This is a genomic window from Streptomyces sp. NPDC058701 (genome assembly GCF_042715295.1).
GTDB lineage: Bacteria > Actinomycetota > Actinomycetes > Streptomycetales > Streptomycetaceae > Streptomyces.
The window spans coordinates 154,763-172,859 of record NZ_JBHXSY010000002.1 but is presented as its reverse complement, the minus strand read 5'-3'; the positions used below and the strand labels follow the sequence as shown (position 1 = coordinate 172,859).

At 75.3% G+C, this 18,097-nt stretch carries 9 protein-coding genes; 6 read left to right on the top strand and 3 right to left on the bottom strand.

All coding sequences use genetic code 11. The features are described from left to right. Positions 1-18: 18 nt before the first annotated feature. From ACFWW8_RS02580 to fxsT, 6 genes are all read left to right on the top strand, one after another. Positions 19-1,089, top strand: a complete 1,071-nt coding sequence (locus ACFWW8_RS02580; RefSeq protein ID WP_386522574.1) for an AAA family ATPase — start codon at positions 19-21, stop codon at positions 1,087-1,089. A 6-nt stretch (positions 1,090-1,095) separates the two neighbouring features. After that, a complete protein-coding gene (locus tag ACFWW8_RS02575; protein ID WP_386522571.1) occupies positions 1,096-4,905 on the top strand; it encodes an SAV_2336 N-terminal domain-related protein in 3,810 nt (1,269 codons plus the stop codon). 568 nt (positions 4,906-5,473) lie between these two features. Then, positions 5,474-5,665, top strand: a complete 192-nt coding sequence (fxsA, locus tag ACFWW8_RS02570; RefSeq protein WP_386522568.1) for an FxSxx-COOH cyclophane-containing RiPP peptide — start codon at positions 5,474-5,476, stop codon at positions 5,663-5,665. Positions 5,666-5,869: 204 nt separating this feature from the next. Then, a complete protein-coding gene (locus ACFWW8_RS02565; RefSeq protein ID WP_386522566.1) occupies positions 5,870-7,255 on the top strand; it encodes an FxsB family cyclophane-forming radical SAM/SPASM peptide maturase in 1,386 nt (461 codons plus the stop codon). After that, positions 7,252-8,733: an HEXXH motif domain-containing protein gene (locus tag ACFWW8_RS02560; protein WP_386522564.1), complete on the top strand. Its 1,482-nt coding sequence runs from the start codon at positions 7,252-7,254 to the stop codon at positions 8,731-8,733. The genes ACFWW8_RS02565 and ACFWW8_RS02560 overlap by 4 nt, the downstream gene beginning before the upstream one ends. 64 nt (positions 8,734-8,797) lie before the next feature. Further along, positions 8,798-11,887 (top strand): FxSxx-COOH system tetratricopeptide repeat protein, encoded by a 3,090-nt coding sequence (gene fxsT / locus ACFWW8_RS02555; RefSeq protein ID WP_386522562.1) that lies wholly within the window; start codon positions 8,798-8,800, stop codon positions 11,885-11,887. Positions 11,888-12,057: 170 nt separating this feature from the next. Here fxsT and ACFWW8_RS02550 read toward each other — a convergent pair whose 3' ends face one another. From ACFWW8_RS02550 to ACFWW8_RS02540, 3 genes are all read right to left on the bottom strand, one after another. After that, positions 12,058-15,954, bottom strand: coding sequence for a multifunctional oxoglutarate decarboxylase/oxoglutarate dehydrogenase thiamine pyrophosphate-binding subunit/dihydrolipoyllysine-residue succinyltransferase subunit (locus ACFWW8_RS02550; protein WP_386522560.1), 3,897 nt, complete (start codon positions 15,952-15,954; stop codon positions 12,058-12,060). A 258-nt stretch (positions 15,955-16,212) separates the two neighbouring features. Continuing rightward, positions 16,213-17,322: an ATP-binding protein gene (locus ACFWW8_RS02545; protein ID WP_386522558.1), complete on the bottom strand. Its 1,110-nt coding sequence runs from the start codon at positions 17,320-17,322 to the stop codon at positions 16,213-16,215. Then, positions 17,319-18,059: a response regulator transcription factor gene (locus ACFWW8_RS02540; RefSeq protein ID WP_351271439.1), complete on the bottom strand. Its 741-nt coding sequence runs from the start codon at positions 18,057-18,059 to the stop codon at positions 17,319-17,321. Before ACFWW8_RS02540 ends, ACFWW8_RS02545 begins: the two co-directional genes overlap by 4 nt. Positions 18,060-18,097 lie beyond the last annotated feature (38 nt).

Genomic DNA, 18,097 nt, shown 5'->3' with positions numbered 1-18,097 from the left:
CAGGAGGGAGCAGCTGCCATGAACGACGAATGGCTCATCTACCGCGGCGTCGGGGAACCCCACGACGGGATCGACGCCCTGCCCGACCCGCCGCCCTGGCGGGACTTCGACGGCGGGCCGGCCGCCGCGGCCGGCGGACCCGCGGCGGCGGCCGACGGGAACGTGGCCCGGCGGCTCGGCGCGCACCGGCAGGCCGCCGAGCTGCACCGGCCCGAGCCGGAGGAACTGGAGGCGATCAACGCCGCGCTCTACCTGAGGCGGCCGCTGCTCGTCACGGGCTTCCCGGGTACGGGGAAGTCCACCCTCGCGCACGCCGTGGCGCACGAGTTGAAGCTGGGACGGGTGCTGCGCTGGCCTGTGGTCTCGCGGACCGTGCTGCAGGACGGGCTGTACCGGTACGACGCGATCGCCCGGCTCCAGGACGTGCAGCTCGCGGCGGGCGGCCGGTTGGGCGGCGCCCCGGGAGGCGGGGATGCGGGCGGCGGGGGCGGCGGGCACGGCCGCGGGGCGGGCGGCGGGGTGCCCGGCATCGGGAAGTACATCCGGCTCGGGCCCCTCGGGACGGCGCTGCTGCCCACCGAACGGCCGCGGGTGCTGCTGATCGACGAGCTCGACAAGAGCGACATCGACCTGCCCAACGACCTGCTGAACGTGCTGGAGGAGGGGGAGTTCACGCTCCCCGAGCTGGAACGGGTGGCCGACACCGAGCCCGAGGTGCGGGTCCTCACGGACGACGGCACCAAGGCGGTGGTCCGCGACGGGCGGGTCCGCTGCCGGGCCTTCCCCTTCATCATCCTGACCAGCAACGGGGAACGGGACTTCCCCGCCGCCCTGTTGCGGCGCTGCATCCAGCTCAAGCTGGGGCAGCCGGGGGAGAAGCGGCTCGCCACGCTGGTCCGCGCGCACCTCGGCGAGGAGGCGGCGCGGCTCGGGGCGGACCTGATCCGGGAGTTCCTCACCCGCTCCCAGTCGGAGCTGGTCGCCGCCGACCAACTGCTCAACGCGATCTACCTGACCCACCACGCCGCCCCGCCGACGCGCGAGGACCTGGCGGACCTGCTGATCCAGCGGCTCGACCGCCCGAGGTGACGGGCCGTGTTCCCCGCCGAGCCGGCCGCCGAACCACCCGCTGAGTCCACTGCCGGGCAACCCGCCGGGCCGGGTGCCGACGGGCCCACGGCCGGGCCGGGTGCCGGGCCCGCCGCAGCCGAGCCCGGCATCCGGGTGCTGGCCGGGCTGTTGCGTGCCGCTGGGCTCGATCCGTCCGCCGAGGAGCTGGCCGACGCGCTCTGGCTCGCCGGCCGGACCCGGGAGGCCGCCGGAGCGCCGCCCGGTGGGGAACAGCCGGGGACGGCGCCGGCCGCGGGCCGCGCGGTGGGCGGGGCCGGCGCGGTGGGGGACGCCGGTCCGGTGGGCGGGCCGGACGGGTCGGCGCCGGGCGAGGAGGACCCCGTACCGGAGGAGGCGGAGGCCGAGGAGCCGGTGACGCTGTACGTGCCCGCGGTGCGTGGGGCCGCCGGAGCGGAACCGGAGGAAGCGGCCCCGGCCGGGGAGGCGGTGCCCGTACGGGTCCCCGGGGCGGCGGCGCTGCCCCGGATCCTGGACGTGCAGCGGGCCCTGCGCGCCCTCCAGCGGCACCGGCCGACCGCGCCGCCCGGCCGGATGGTGCTCGACGAGCCCGCCACCGCCGAGGCCGGCGCCCGGGCCCTCGGGCTGGTCGTCCCGGTGCTCCGGGCGGAGGACCGGCGCGAGGCGACCGTACGGCTGGTGATGGACGCGTCGCCGTCGATGGCGGTGTGGCAGGAGATGTTCGAGGAACTGCGGACGGTGTGCGAACGGCTCGGCGCCTTCCGGGACGTACAGGTGCACCACCTGCACCGGCTGCCGGACGGCACGCCCGCCCTCGGGCGCGACCCCGTGCCCGGCGGCGGCATGCGCTCGGGCGACCAGCTGCGCGACCCGACCGGCCGGGCCCTGACCATGGTGGTCTCCGACTGCACCGGGCCGCTGTGGCGGGAGGGTTCGGCGCAGCGGCTGCTGTACCGGTGGGCCGAGTGCACCCCGTGCGTGGTCGTGCAGCCGCTGCCGCAGCGGCTGTGGGGCCGCAGCTGGCTGCCGACCGAGCGGGGCACGCTCGCCCGGGCCGGGGGAGCGGGCCGGAAGCTGGTGTTCCGGCCGGACCGGCCCCCGCTGCCGGGGCGGCCCACGGGAGGCCTGCCCGTGCCGGTGCTGCCGCCGGGCGCCACGGCGCTCGGGGCGTGGGCCCGGCTGGTCGCCGGGCTGGGCACCGGGCCGGTGCCGGCCGAGGTCGGCCGGGTGCTGGCCGACCACCGGGCGGCGGCCGCGCCGCAGCCCCGGGCGGTGCGGCCGCCGCGCGAGCTGGTGGGGCGGTTCCGCTCGACGGCCGCACCGCGGGCCGTACAGCTGGCGGTGTACCTGTCGGCCGCGCCGCTGACGCTGCCCGTCATGCGGCTGGTGCAGCGCACCATGCTGCCGGACTCGGAGCCGTCCGACCTGGCGGAGGTGCTGCTGAGCGGGCTGCTGCGGCGCAGCGGACCGCCGCCGGTGCAGTGGTACGAGTTCGTGCCAGGGGTGCAGGACGTGCTGCTGGGGCCGCTGGGGCGGGACGAGGCGGCGCTGGTGCTCAAGCACTGCTCGGAGTACGTGCTCGCGCACTTCGGGCGGGGCGTACGGAACTTCCCCGCGCTGGCCGTCTCCCAGCTGACGGGGGCGCCGCCGCCGGTGCCCGGCCCCGGGCCGAGGGAGGCCGCCGACCGGGTGCCCGCGGGGCGGCTCCCACAGGCCTTCGCGCAGGTCTCGGCGAAGGTCGTACGGCGCTACCTGCCGGGGCCGCCGGGGACGGGCGGCCCCGGGAGCCCGCCCGACGACCCTGCGGTCCCCGCTGCGGCGGGGCGCGCCCGGGCGGTGCGGGCCGCGCGGGACCGGCTCGCGGACGGGGGCGGTGAAGCGCGGGCGCTGTACGAGGCGGTGGCGGTGCTCCGGCGCGCCGTGGCGGTCCCGGAGGGGCCCGGAGACCCGCCGGAGGAGGCGGAGACCGAGCTGGCGGGGGCGCTGCTGCGGCTCTGGGCCGACCAGCGGGACCCCGAATTCCTCGCCGAGGCGGAGCGGGCCGTGACCGGGCTGCGGACGGCCCCGGCGCGGGCGGTGCTGGGCCGGGTGCTGTACGAACGGGCCCTGGCGGGCGCGCGGCCCGACGCGGAGCTGCTGGCCGCGGCGGAACGGGAGTGGGCGGCGGCGGGTGCGGTGCCGGGCGCGGACCGGCGCCTGCGGCGGGACTGCGCCGTCCGGCGGGCGGAGGCCCTGATCCGGCTGAGCGGGGTCCGCGACGACCCGGTGCCCCTGTGGGAGGCCCGCGCCGCCCTTGAGCCCCTGACGGGCCCGCCGCCACCCCTGGCCGCGGACCTGGCGCCGGGCGGGATGCGGGGCGCGGCGCCGGACGGGGGCGGGCGCCCCGCGGGCGGTGGCGCCGGTACGGGCCGGGCGGTCCGGGGGACGGGCGGCGCGCCGGTTGCAGGCGCGGGCGGTGGCCGCCCTGGCCGGGGCGCCGGCGGCGGGGACGGGGGGCCGGCCCCCGGCCTCCCGGGCGGGAGTTCCGGCGGCGCCCGACCCGCCCCGGCTCCGGGCTCCGCCGACGGCCCGGACCACGGCGGGGCGGGCGATGGCGGCCCGGAGCGCGGAGGCCCGGACCACGGCGGGCCGGACCACGGAGGCCCGGACCGGGACTCCGGAGTGGGTTCCGACGGGGCTGCGGGGCAGGAGGCCGGGGTGGGAACCGGGGCCGGGGCGGGGCCCGACCCTGCTCCGCCCTCCGGTGACGACCCGGCGGGGGTGGACCGGCACCCCGCGCTGCAACTGGCCCTGGGGCGGGTCCTGCTGGCCCTGCTGCCCCGGACGCCGGATGCCGCCGAGCGCGGTGCCCTGGCCGAGGAGGCGGCCGCCCGGCTGGCCTCGGCGCTGGACACCCCGCCGCGCGGCGGGGTGTCCCGGAGCCCGCGGACCGCCCGGGTGCGGGTGGAGCTGGCCGGGGCGCTGCGGTACCTGCCCGCGCGGCTGGAGCAGGCCGCCGCCCAGCTCGGCGCCGGCCTCGCGGAGGCCGGCGGGGACGCCGAGTTGCGGGTGGCGGCCCTGGTGTGCCTGGGCCGCGTACACCGGGCCCGGTACGCCAGGGACGCCGACCCGGCGGCCCTGGAGGACGCGGCGGAGGCGTACGGCCGCGCCCGTCGGCTGGTCCCCCGGGACGCCGAGGCCTTCGCGGAGCTGCTGCCCGAGTGGGGCGACGTCCTCCTGGACCGGGCGCGGGCGGCCGACGGGCGGCGGTTCACCGGTACCGCCGTACGCGTGCTGCGGGAGAGCCGGGCGGCGGTCGCGCAGTCCGACCCGGGGTCGGCGCACCGGCTGGTGCGGCTGGCCACCGGGCTGCGGCTGCGGCACGCGTACGAGGGGGACCCGGTGGACCTGCGGGAGGCGGAGTACCTGCTGGAGCTGGCCGTGCGGCAGAGCCGCGGCCCGCTGGAGCAGGCCCGCGCCTGGCGGGACCACGGAGACGTGCAGCAGGAGATCCACGGTCACACCCGCGCCGCCGAACGCCTCGACCGGGCCGCGGACTCCTACCGGCGGGCCTGGCGGGCCGCCCTGGAGGCCGACCGTGCGGAGCGTGCGGACACCGCCGTGCGGCTGGCGGCGCGCGTACAGGAGCTGCGCGGGGCGGTGCTGGAGCGCCTGGCGCGGCCCCGGGCGGCCCTCGACGCGTACCGGGCCGCCCTGGACCTGTGGCAGCGCCTGGAGGACGCCGCCACCGGCGACGGAACCGAGGCCGAGGCCGACGACACCACCCGGCCGGAAGCGGTCCGCGCGCGGGTCCGCGCCCTGGAGGCCGGTCCGTGACCGACCCGGGCGCGCACCGCCCCGCGGGCGGGTACGGGCACTGCCCCCGGCGGAGCCGCTTCCCGCCCGCCCGGGCGCGTGCGCCGGGGTCCCGTGACGGGACGTTCCGCTCCGGGCCGGTACCGACGGGAGCCCACGTGACGGGACCTCGCGGGCGGCCGGGCCTGACACCGACGGCGCTGACCGGGCCGCGCCCCGCCGTACGGCCGGGTGCGTGCGCCGGAGGCGGGCCGGAGTCGGAGCGGCCCCGCGTTCGATCCCTCCGGCCCGGACCGCGGCCAGGACCGGGCACGCCGGCCGGCGCCCGCACGGGCGGGGTCCCGCACGGGCCGGCCCCCACCCCGGCCGGGTCCGGAACGCGAACGGGGCGCGGGTGGGTGCGCCGGGCGGCGGGGCCGGCCGGCGCCGCCCCGTCGGCCCCGGTCTCCCTTCGGGGCGGGCCCGGAGGGGAGACCGCCGGCGGGGTGGAGCCGTCGTGCGACCAGGGGCGTCCGTTTCCGTGGGCCGGGGGGAGGGGAAAAGGCAGTGGACCGCCGTACGTACCCGGCAGCAGGGGGAAAACCGGCCCATGGTGACTCAACATCAGGACGCTCCCGCCGCCCGCGCGTGCCCCGGCCGGCTCCCGGACCTCTCGGGGCTCGATCTGGCCGCACTGCGGGGCATCGACCACCCGGTGCTCGCCGCGGTCATCGAGGGCATGGTGGAGCGCGTCACCCACCCGGCCGAGGTCCTCAACGCCTTCGACTCGGGGGTCGTGTGACCGCTCGCGCCGCGCACACCGTCCCGTGCCGCCGCCACCCCGGACGCCCCCGCTTCCCCCCGGCCGCCACCCGGGCCACCGCCCCCAGCCCCCGCATGCGTCCCGTCACCGTCCGCCACCGCGACCGCAGTTGACCACTTTCCGCCGTTAGCCGGGACCGTCCGGAGGGCAGGGATGGACCGTGCACAGCGGGAGGTACAGGCGATGAGTCACACGATCACGAGCGACGGCCTGCCGCACCCCCACCGGAACCAAGCCCTCCACGCCCTCCAGGCCCAGCACGCGCGCCACACCCGCCACGCCCCCTGGCCCTACGCCCGGCTCGACGTCCCGGCCCTCCGCGCCGCGGGCCACCGCCCGCACCCGATCCGCCAGTTCGTGCTCAAGACCCGCAGTCGCTGCAACCTCGCCTGTACCTACTGCTACGTCTACGAGATGGCCGACCAGGGCTGGCGCGGCCAGCCCGCCGTCATGGCCCCGGCCACCGCGGCCCGCGCCGCCGAGCGGATCGCCGAGCACGCTGCCGCCCACGGCCTGACCCACGTCGACCTCGTCCTGCACGGCGGCGAACCGCTGCTCACCTCGCCCGCCCGGCTGGCCGAGCCCGTCGACGCCGTACGGGCCGCCGTGGCCCGCAGCTCCCCGTGCACCCTGGTCACCGCCACCGTCCAGACCAACGGCACGCTCCTCACCCGCGGCCGGCTCGCCGCCCTGGCCGCCGCGGGCATCCGGGTCGGCGTCAGCCTCGACGGGGGGCTGCCCGCCCACAACACCCGGCGCGTGGACCGCGGGGGCCGGCCCGGCTTCGCCGCCGCGACCCGCGGACTGCGGCTGCTGTCCCGGCACCCCGACAGCTACGCCGGGGTGCTCTGCGTCGTCGACCTCGGCCAGGACCCCGTGGAGACGTACGAGTCGCTGCTGGGCTACGCCCCGCCCTCCCTCGGACTGCTCCTGCCGCTCGCCCACCACAGCTCCCCGCCGCCGGGCCGGCGCCCCGGCCACACCCCGTACGCCGACTGGCTGCTCGCCGTCTTCGAGCGCTGGTGGCACGCCGGGACGCGGCGGACCCGGGTCAGGGTCTTCGAGGAGATCATCGCGCTCCTCCTCGGCCTGCCCGCCGCCACCGAGACCCTCGGGCTCGCACCCGCCACCACCGCCGTCATCGAGACCGACGGCTCCATCGAACAGGCCGACTCGCTGAAATCCGCCTACGAGGGCGCCGCCGCCACCGGGATGACCCTCGCCGCGCACAGTTTCGACCAGCTCCTCGACCACCCCGGGCTCGCAGCCCGCCAGCTCGGACGGGAGGCGCTGGCCGCCGGATGCCGGTCCTGCGAGCTGGTGGAGGTGTGCGGCGGCGGGCACTACCCGCACCGCTACCTGGCGGGGGAGGGCTTCCGGCAGCCGTCGGTGTACTGCGCCGACCTGAAGGTCCTGATCCGGCACGTCGCCGCCGCCCTCGACACGGCGACCGCGCGTGCGGCCGCCGCCCCCGGTGCCGCGACCGCGCGCCCGGGGCCGTTCCCCCCGCCGACGGCCCTTCCCGCCCGGCCGGCCGCCGGCGCCCCCCGGGAGGCGGCCGCGTCGTGAACGAGTCCCACGACCCCGGCGAGCCCCGGCGCCCCGCCGACCGCAGCGCGCCCCGACACCCCCGTGACCACAGCGGTCCCCGTGACCACAGCGGCCCCGGCGATCCCCGCGACCCCGCCGAACCCCGTGACAGCCGTGACACCCGTGACAGCCGTGACACCCGTGACACCCGTGATACCTGTGACCCCCGCACTGCCCGCGGCGCCCGCGACGGGGCCGGTTTCCGGGCGCCGTTCGACCCCTTCGAGGTGTCCTCCCCCGTCCTGCGCGCCCTCGCCTCGACCGAGCCCTCCGCGGAGGGCACCCGCCTGATCCGCGACATCCGCCGCTCCAAGCGCCTCGTCCTGCTGCGCGCCGTCCTCGACGCCGCCCCCGGCGGGCGGGCCGGCGAGGCCGCGGACCACTGGGCCCTGCTGGAGGAGGCCGAGCGCAAGGACCCCGGCGCCGTGCGCGACGTCGTGCACTACCCCGCCACCGGGGTGTGGGCCGAGGAGACCCTGCGCCGCCTGCACGACCCGTACGGTCCCGCCGCCGACCTCGGCCACCTCGGCGCCCTCGCCGCCGCGGCGGCCCTGCGCGCCGGGGTCACCTTCGCGACCACCCTGCGGCCCGTGCACGGCCGGCTCGTCCTGCCCACCCTCGGCCTGCTGCGGCCGCCCCGCCCCGGCCCGCTGGCCCTCACCGAGGGCTCCTGGGACCCCGCGGACCCCGCCACCCTGCCCCTGCACACCCTGCCCGGCGGCGGCACCGCCCTCGACGACCTCGACCCGTACCGGGCGCCCGGCCCCGGGCACCCGGTCCCCGTGCGCGCCGCCCGCCGCCTCACCCCCAAGGGGCACAAGCGCTGGGACACCCAGTGGTCCGGCGCCCTCACCCTGCTCCACCGGTACGACACCCTCCGCGCGGGGGAGACCGTCGCGCTGCTGCGCTCCGTCGTACCGCTGGCCGGCGGCTCCCGCTCCAGCGGCGCCACCCTCCCCGCGGCCGCGGGATCCGTACTGGCGCGGGCGCAGGCGCCGCCCGCGCTGGCCGCCACCCTGGTCCACGAGGTGCAGCACGGGAAGCTCACCGCCCTGGCCGACGTGCTGACCCTGCACACCGCCGACCGCACGCCCCGTCACTGGGCCCCCTGGCGGGCCGACCCGAGACCCCTGGAGGGGCTCCTGCACGGGGCGTACGCCCACCTGGCCCTGGCCGGCTACTGGCAGCGCGCCGCGCTCTACGGTGCCCGCGGGGCGTGGGCCCAGCACGCCCGTGTCCGGGCGCAGGTGGCGGCCGTCCTGCCCGTACTCCACGCCCATCCGCAACTGACCTCCGTGGGGCGGGAGTTCATCGAGGCGATGGCCGACGCCGAGCTGGCCATGGACGAACTGCCGCCGCCCGGGGACCAGCACGCCACCGCACGCCGGACCGTCGAGCGCGAGCGCCTGGCCTGGTGCGCGGAACACCCCGAACTCGCGCCGTTCGCACGAGGCTGACGGATCGTCCGCTGCGGTACCTTTTCAACCCCGTCCACTGCCCGGATTCCAGGGAGACGGCCGTATGACCACCGGTAGTCGGCAGGATCGCGACGCGGCAGCGCAGCAGCGGCAACACCCGCACCAGAATCCCCACCAGAACCCGCACCAGCACGCCCACCCGGGCCAGCAGCCGAACGCGCTCCCGGGCCAGCCGCAGCGCTTCGTCATCAGCTTCGCGGGCTTCAACCGCCCCTGGGCCGTGTGGATCGCCCACCGCCTGGAGGAGCACGGGCACCGCGTCGCCCTCCAGCGCTGGGACCCGCAGAACAGCCCCGGCCTCGCCCCCGCGCTCGACGACCTCGCCCGCTCCGGCAGCCGGGTCCTCCTCGTCCTCAGCGAACGCTACTTCTCCGCCGGCACCCACGCCGACGAGGAGTGGAACACCGCCCTGCGGACCGTCACCGACCGCCACCCCGAGCGGTTCGCCGCCGTCTGCCTCACCGACGCCCCGCTGCCCAGCGCCGTCGCCGTCCTGGAGAAGACCGACCTGTGGGGCCTCGACGCGTACGAGGCCGAGTACCGCGTCCTGCGCCGCCTGGAGCTGCCCACCGACCGCATCGGCACCGAGACCGGCCGCCGCGGCCCCCGCTTCCCCAACGACCCGCCCGAGATCTGGGGCCGGATCCCGCGCCGCAACCCGCGCTTCACCGGCCGCAACGACGTCATCGGCACCCTGCGCGCGGCCCTCACCGACGCCCCGCCCGGCGCCTCCACCGTCACCCTGCTGGGACTGTCCGGCGTCGGCAAGACACAGGTCGCCACCGAGTACGCCTACCGCTTCGCCTCCGAGTACGACGTCGTCTGGTGGGTCCCCGCCGAGGACCGGCCCACCCTGCGCGAGCGCCTCGCCGACCTGGCCCCGGCCCTCGGGCTGCCGCGCGGCGCCGGCAGCTACGGCGAGCAGATCCGGGCCGTCCTGGAAGCACTGCGCCGCGGCACCCCGTACCACCGCTGGCTGCTGGTCTTCGACGGCTGCGACAACCCCGACGACCTCACCGACCTGCTGCCCTCCGGCGGGGGCGACGTCATCATCACCTCCCGCAACCGGGAGTGGGCGACCCGGCACACCAGCCTCGTCGAAGTCCCGCTCTACGCCCGGCCCGAATCCCTCACCTTCATCCGGCGGCGGGCCCTGCGCCTCACCGCCCAGGAGGCCGACCAGCTCGCCGAGGCCCTGGAGGACTACCCCCTCGCCCTCGACCAGACCGCCGGGTGGCTCGCCGACTCGCCACTGACCGTGGGCGACTACCTGGACCTGCTCCAGCGCCGGCTGGACTCCCGCGAGGCCGTCCTCGTCTCCGACGACTACCCGCTGCCCTTCCCGACCGCCCTGGCGATACTCCTCAACAACGTCCGGGAGAACTTCCCCGACGCCCTCGCGCTGCTGCGGCTGTTCGTGTTCTTCGCCCCCGGCCCGGTACCGCTGCGGCTGCTGCGCGAGTTCCCCGTCGAGGACGCCCCGGAACAGCTCGCCGGGCTCATCAACGACCAGATCCGCTGGAACGCCGCCCTCAACAAGCTCGTCCAGTTCTCCGTCGTCCGCCTGGAGTACTCCGACCTGCCCGTGGAGGACGGCGGCGGCGGCCTGGAGACCGTCCAGCTGCACCGCATGGTCCACGGCATCGTCCGCGCCAACCTCTCCGAGGACGAGGCCGAACCCCTCGCCCGCGCCGTCCGCCAGGTCCTCGCCGCCGCCGACCCGGGCCGCCCCTCCGACTCCCGGCTCTGGCCCCGCTACGCCGAACTCGTCCCGCACCTGTCCACCTCCGGCGTGCTCGCCAGCAGCAACCCGCGCATCCAGACCTTCCTCCTGCACTGCCTGCGCTACCTGCTCCTCGCCGGGGAGTACCGCACCTGCCTGCGGCTGTCCGAGGAGACCGACCAGACCTGGCGGGCCATGCTCGGCGACGACCACCCCAAGGTCCGCGAGCTCAGCTACCAGTACGGCGGAGCCCTGCGCAACCTCGGCCTGTTCCGCCGCGCGGAGACCCTCACCAAGGCCGTCTCCGACCGGCTCACCGCGGAGCGCGGCGAACGCGACCTGGAGACCCTGCGCGCCGTCAGCGCGTACGGGGGCGTCCTGCTGTGCATCGCCAAGTTCGAACCGGCCCGCGAGATCTTCGAGCACTGCCTCGCCACCTACCGCGAACTGCTCGGCGAGGACGACGCCACCACCCTCGGCGCCCAGAACAACCTGGCCGCCACCTACCGGCTGCTGGGCCGCTATCAGGACGCGTACGACCTCGACCTGGACACCCTGCGCCGCCGCGAGCGGATCCTGCGGCCCCAGCACATCTCCACCCTGTCCTCCGGGATCGCCTGCGCCATGGGGCTGCGCCTGATGGGCCGCTACCGGGAAGCCCAGACCCGCCAGGAACAGGGGGTCAAGCTCAACACCCAGGTCCTCGGCCTCGGTCACCCGCAGACCCTGCGCGCCGAGCACAACCTCGGCATGTGCCTGCGCCGCTCCGGCGACATCACCGGCGCCGGGCTGCGGCTGCGGACGGTGTGGGAGCGGGCGACGCGCGTCTTCGGCGTCGACTACCCGTGGACCCTGATGGTGGCCTCCGACTACGCCACCTACCTCCGGGAGTACGGGGACATCGGCGAGGCCCGCCGGATCTCCGAGGACGTGGTCCGCGGCTACCAGACGCAGCTCGGCCTCGCCCACCCGTACAGCATCGGCACGGTCGGCAACCTCGGGCTCGTCCTGCGGGCCCAGGGCGAGCGCGCCGAAGCCCTGAACCTCGCCGAGCAGGCCCTCGCCGGCATGCGGGGGGCGCTCGGAGACCGCCACCCCTGGACCCTGGGCTGCGCCCTCAACGCCACCGGGCACCGCAACATCACCGGCCGCCTGGAGGACGCGCTCGACCTCAGCCGGGAGACCCTGCGGACGGCCGAGCGGGTCCTGGGCCCCGACCACCCCATGACGCTGAGCGCCCAGATCGCCCTGGCGGCGGACCTGCGGTCGGTACGGGAGGACGTGGAAGCCGGCAAGCACGAGGAGGCGGGGATCCGGTCGCTGACCCGCGTGCTCGGGCCGCAGCACGTCCACACGGTCTCGGCGAAGCAACAAACCCGCCCCTACTGGGACTTCGAACCCCAGCCGTGACCCCGGGGCTCCGCGCCCGCCCTGCCGGGGCACGTTCAGCCCGGCGAGGCCGGATGTGCCCCGGCTGAGCCGGAGGGGGCCCGGCGCGGGCGGAGGTGCGGGGTGGGATGGGGGGAAGGCCCGGTCCCCTGAGGGGGCCGGGCCTTCCGTACCGCTGAGCCGCGCAGGGGCTAGGCCTCGAAGACCTCGTTCAGCAGCAGCTGCTGCTCCGCCTGGTGCCGCTTGGCCGAACCCACCGCCGGAGACGACCCGTGCGGCCGCGAGATGCGCCGCAGGCGCTCGCCCGCCGGGACGTCCGCGCCGACCGCCAGGTCGAGGTGGTCGATCAGGTTCAGCGCGATGAACGGCCACGCACCCTGGTTCGCCGGCTCCTCCTGCGCCCAGATGTACTTCGCCGCGTTCGGGAACTTGGCGATCTCCGCCTGGAGCTCCGCGCCCGCCAGCGGGTACAGCCGCTCGATGCGGATGATCGCCGTGTCCGTGATGCCGCGCTTCTCCCGCTCGGCCTCCAGGTCGTAGTAGACCTTGCCGGCGCAGAAGACGACCTTGCGCACCGCGTTCGGGTCCACGGTGGCGTCACCGATGACCGGACGGAACGAACCGGTCGTGAACTCCTCCGCCTTCGACGCCGCCGCCTTCAGACGCAGCATCGACTTCGGGGTGAAGACGATGAGCGGCTTGTGGTGCGGGTTGTGGACCTGCCAGCGCAGCAGGTGGAAGTAGTTCGACGGCAGGGTCGGCATCGCGACCGTCATGTTGTCCTGCGCGCACATCTGGAGGAAGCGCTCGGGACGCGCGGACGAGTGGTCCGGGCCCTGGCCCTCGTAGCCGTGCGGCAGCAGGAGCGTGACGCCGGACGTCTGGCCCCACTTCTGCTCGGCCGAGGAGATGAACTCGTCGACGACGGTCTGCGCGCCGTTGACGAAGTCACCGAACTGGGCCTCCCAGAGGACCAGCGCCTCGGGGCGGGCCAGCGAGTAGCCGTACTCGAAGCCCATGGCCGCGTACTCGGAGAGCAGCGAGTCGTAGACGTTGTAGCGCGCCTGGTCGTCCGACAGGTACTGCAGCGGGGTGTAGTCCTCGCCGGTCTCCCGGTCGATCAGGACCGCGTGGCGCTGGCCGAACGTGCCGCGGCGGGAGTCCTGGCCGGACAGCCGGACCGGAGTGCCCTCCATCAGCAGCGAACCGAAGGCCAGGGTCTCGCCCATGCCCCAGTCGATGGTCCCCTCGTCGATCATCGACGCGCGCCGCTGCAGCTGCGGCAGCAGGCGCGGGTGCACGGTGACGTGCTCGGGGATGTTGACCTGCGACTCGGCGATCCGCTTGACCGCCTCCTGCGAGATCGCGGTGTTCACGACGACCGGGAACTGCGCCTGCGCCACCGGGGCCGGCACGCTGGCCGCGGGCTGCGTGGCGGCCTCGCGGACCTCCGCGAAGACCTTCTCCAGCTGGCCCTGGAAGTCCTGGAGCGCCTGCTCGGCCTCTTCCAGCGTGATGTCGCCGCGACCGATGAGGGACTCGGTGTACAGCTTGCGCACCGAGCGCTTCTTGTCGATCAGGTCGTACATCAGCGGCTGCGTGAACGCCGGGTTGTCGGACTCGTTGTGCCCGCGGCGGCGGTAGCAGATGAGGTCGATGACCACGTCCTTGTTGAACGCCTGACGGAACTCGAAGGCGAGCCGCGCGATGCGGACCACGGCCTCCGGGTCGTCGCCGTTCACGTGGAAGATCGGCGCCTCGATCATGCGGGCCACGTCGGTCGCGTACATCGAGGAACGCGAGGACTCCGGGGCGGCGGTGAAGCCGACCTGGTTGTTGATGACCACGTGCACGGTGCCGCCGGTGCGGTAGCCGCGCAGCTGCGACATGTTCAGCGTCTCGGCGACCACACCCTGGCCGGCGAAGGCCGCGTCTCCGTGCAGGGCGACGGGCAGGACCGTGAAGTCCGTGCCGCCCTTGTTGATGATGTCCTGCTTGGCGCGGACCACGCCCTCCAGGACCGGGTCCACCGCCTCCAGGTGCGAGGGGTTCGCGACGAGCGAGACCTTGATCTGCTCGCCGTCCAGACCCGTGAACGTGCCGTTCGCGCCCAGGTGGTACTTGACGTCGCCGGAGCCGTGCATCGACTTCGGGTCGAGGTTGCCCTCGAACTCGCGGAAGATCTGCGCGTACGACTTGCCGACGATGTTCGCCAGGACGTTCAGGCGGCCGCGGTGGGCCATGCCGATCGCGACCTCTTCGAGGCGGGCCTCGGCGGCCGAGTCGATGACGCCGTCGAGCAGCGGGATGACGGACTCGCCGCCCTCCAGGGAGAACCGCTTCTGGCCGACGTACTTCGTCTGCAGGAAGGTCTCGAAGGCCTCGGCGGCGTTCAGCCGGCGCAGGATGCGCAGCTGCTCCTCGCGCTCCGGCTTGGAGTGCGGACGCTCGATGCGGTCCTGGATCCAGCGGCGCTGCTTCGGGTCCTGGATGTGCATGAACTCGACGCCGGTGGTGCGGCAGTACGAGTCGCGCAGGACGCCGAGGATGTCGCGGAGCTTCATCATCGACTTGCCGGAGAAGCCGCCGACCGCGAACTCGCGCTCCAGGTCCCACAGGGTGAGGCCGTGCTCGGTGATGTCGAGGTCGGGGTGCTTGCGCTGCTTGTACTCCAGCGGGTCGGTGTCGGCCATGACGTGGCCGCGGACCCGGTAGGAGTGGATCAGCTCGAAGACGCGGGCGGCCTTCGTGACGTCGTCGTCGTGCGAGGCGTCGATGTCCCGGAGCCAGCGGACCGGCTCGTACGGGATGCGCAGCGCCTCGAAGACGTCGTCGTAGAAGCCGTTCTCGCCGAGCAGCAGGTTCGCGACGATCCGCAGGAACTCGCCGGAGGCCGCGCCCTGGATGACCCGGTGGTCGTAGGTCGAGGTCAGGGTCATGACCTTGGAGATGCCCAGCTTGTTCAGGGTGTCCTGCGAGGTGCCCTGGAACTCGGCGGGGTAGTCCATGGAGCCGACGCCCATGATGACCGACTGTCCGGGCATCAGGCGGGGCACGGAGTGCACGGTGCCCAGGCCGCCGGGGTTGGTCAGCGAGACGGTGACGCCGGTGAAGTCGTCCATCGTCAGCTTGCCGACGCGGGCGCGGCGGACGATGTCCTCGTACGCCTGCCAGAACTCGAAGAAGTTGAGCGTCTCGGCCTTCTTGATGCCGGCGACGACGAGCTGGCGGTCGCCGTTCGGCTTCACCAGGTCGATCGCGAGGCCGAAGTTGATGTGCTCCGGCTTGACCAGGGTCGGCTTGCCGTCCTTCTCCGTGAAGGAGTAGTTCATCGACGGCATGGCCTTGATGGCCTGCACCATCGCGTAGCCGATGAGGTGGGTGAAGGAGATCTTCCCGCCCCGGGCGCGCTTCAGGTGGTTGTTGATGACGATGCGGTTGTCGAAGAGCAGCTTCACCGGGACGGCGCGGACGGACGTGGCCGTCGGCACCTCCAGGGAGGCGTTCATGTTCTTGACGACGGCAGCGGACGGGCCGCGGAGCGTCACCAGCTCGGGGCCCGCGGGGGCCTCGGCGGTGGGCGCGGCCGCCTTGGGGGCTGCGGCGGAGGGAGCGGCCGCGGCCGGAGCCGGTGCCGGGGAGGAGGGCGCGGCCGCTGCGGCGGCCGGGGCCTGGGAGGTGACAGTCACAGCAGGGGCACCAGAAGGGGTGGCAGGAGCAGGGGCAGGGGCCGGCACGGCCGTGGGCGCGGAGGCTGAGGTCGGCGCGGCGGCGGCGGGCGCCGCCCCCGTGGCGGCGTCGGCGGTCTGCGGGGCCGCGGCGACGGCGGGGGCGGCCTGTGCGGAGGCGCCGTCCGTCGTCGGGGAAGTCTTCGGCTCTTCGGCCTTCATGGGCGCGACGGCGCCCCCGGGCTTGTAGTCCGCGAAGAAGTCCCACCAGGCCCGGTCGACCGAGTTCGGGTCCTGGAGGTACTGCTGATAGATCTCGTCGACGAGCCACTCGTTGGCGCCGAAGCTCGTGGCAGGGGTCTTCCCGCCCTCTGCTGCTTCGGTCGTGGTGCTCGGGTTACTGGGGGACTGTGGCGACACGGCGGCAACCGCCCTCTTCCGCTTCACAAGGTATGGACAGCGGGAATAAAGGCTACGCCTCCTGGGGGGCGACATGCAGACCGGGCGGGACATCCGTCACGTAGGTCACATCGAACGGCGGGTTTCGCCGCCCTGAATGGCGGGAAACAAGCGCGGTTCGGGTAGGGGGCACCCAGGTTGCGGCCCCCGTGGCTTCGCACCCCTGACGGACCCCGGCGGATGTGGCCGAGATCATGTCCTTCCCACTCGAACCCTACGTCAACACGGCGCTTGCGAGCTGCCCGGAAGCGTGACGAGGATGCGGCATCCCCGTGACGATTCGGCCACTCCGATGCGCCCGCCGTGGAGCTCCACGGCCCACCGGGCGATCGCCAGCCCCAGTCCGGTGCCGCCGTCCCCGCCCCGGGCACTGCCCCGGTTGAACCGCTCGAAGACCCGGTGGCGCTCCGCCTCCGGGATGCCCGGGCCCTCGTCCCGCACCTCCAGGGCCAGGCTCCCGGGCGCGTCACCGGCCCGGGCGCGGACCGTGACCCTGCCGTGGGCGGGGCTGTGCTTGACCGCGTTGTCGATCAGGTTCGCCACCACCTGGTGCAGCCGCTCGGCGTCCGCGTACGCCGCCAGCTCGGACGGGAAGACGTCCAGGTGCAGGTGCACGTCGTTGCGGGTGTGCCCGCCGGAACCGGAGGACAGCCCCGGCCGGCCGGCCGCCGCCAGCCCGGACTCCTTCAGCACCCCCGACAGGTACGGCCACACCTCGAAGCGGCGGGCCCGCAGCGGGACCACCCCGTTGTCCACCCGCGACAGGTCCAGCAGGGTCTCCACCAGCCGGCCCAGGCGCTCGGTCTGCTTCAGCGCGGTCCGCATGGTCTCCGGATCGGCGGCCGAGACCCCGTCCACCACGTTCTCCAGCACCGCACGCAGTGCCGCGATGGGCGTGCGCAGCTCGTGGGAGACGTTGGCGACGAGCTCCTTGCGGTGCCGGTCCACGGCCTCCAGGTCGTCGGCCATCAGGTTGATCGTGGAGGCCAGGTCGCCCAGCTCGTCGCGGCGGCCCGCCCCCCGCACCCGGCGCGTGTAGTCGCCGCGGGAGATCGCCCGGGCCACCGTCGTCATGTCGTCGAGCGGAGCCGTCAGGCTGTGCGCCACGAACTGGGTGATGAGCATCGAGGCGATCACCGAGAAGACCGTGATGAACCGCAGTTCGGTGTCGGTGCGCAGCGCGACCATCAGCAGGCCCGTGGTGATGAAGACCGAGACGACCACGAGGGTCCCCAGCTTGGTCTTGATCGAGAAGGGCGAGAAGGGCCGCAGCCCCCCGGCCGGCCGCGGCCGCGGCCGCTGGCGCGGCCTCGTGGGCGGGGCGCTCACGCCTGCGCCGGGGTCTCCAGGGCGTACCCGACGCCGTGGACCGTACGGATGCGCTCCGCGCCGATCTTGCGGCGCAGGGCCTTGATGTGGCTGTCGACCGTACGGGTCCCGGACGCGTCGGCCCAGTCCCAGACCTCCGCCAGCAGCTGCTCCCGCGAGAGCACCGCGCGCGGGGTCCCGGCCAGGCACACCAGCAGGTCGAACTCGGTCGGCGTCAGGTGGACGTCCTCGGCCTGCACCCGGACCCGGCGCTGTGCGTGGTCGATCTCCAGGTCGCCCAGGCGCAGGGTGGCCCCGCGCGGGGCGTGTGCGGCGAGCGTGGCGCGTTCCACACGGCGCAGCAGGACGTGGACGCGCGCGGCGAGCTCGCGCATGGAGAACGGTTTGGTCATGTAGTCGTCCGCGCCGACTCCGAGGCCGACCAGCAGGTCGGTCTCGTCGTCCCGGGCGGTGAGCATCAGCACCGGCACCGGCCGCTGGGCCTGGACCCGGCGGCAGACCTCCAGCCCGTCGAAGCCGGGCAGCATGATGTCCAGGACCAGCAGCTCGGGCAGCCAGCTCTCGGCCGCGGCGACGGCGGCCGGACCGTCCGCGGCCGTCTGCACCTGGAAGCCCTCGGCGCGCAGCCGGGCCGCGATGGCCTCGGCGATGGTGCGGTCGTCCTCGACGACGAGTACGCGCCGCTGGGCGCCGGGCGTCGCCGATGCGCCGTTGTGGGTGGTGTGCGTCTGTTCCATGTCCCGGTCCCGCCCCGTGAAGATCTGCGTGGTGGGGT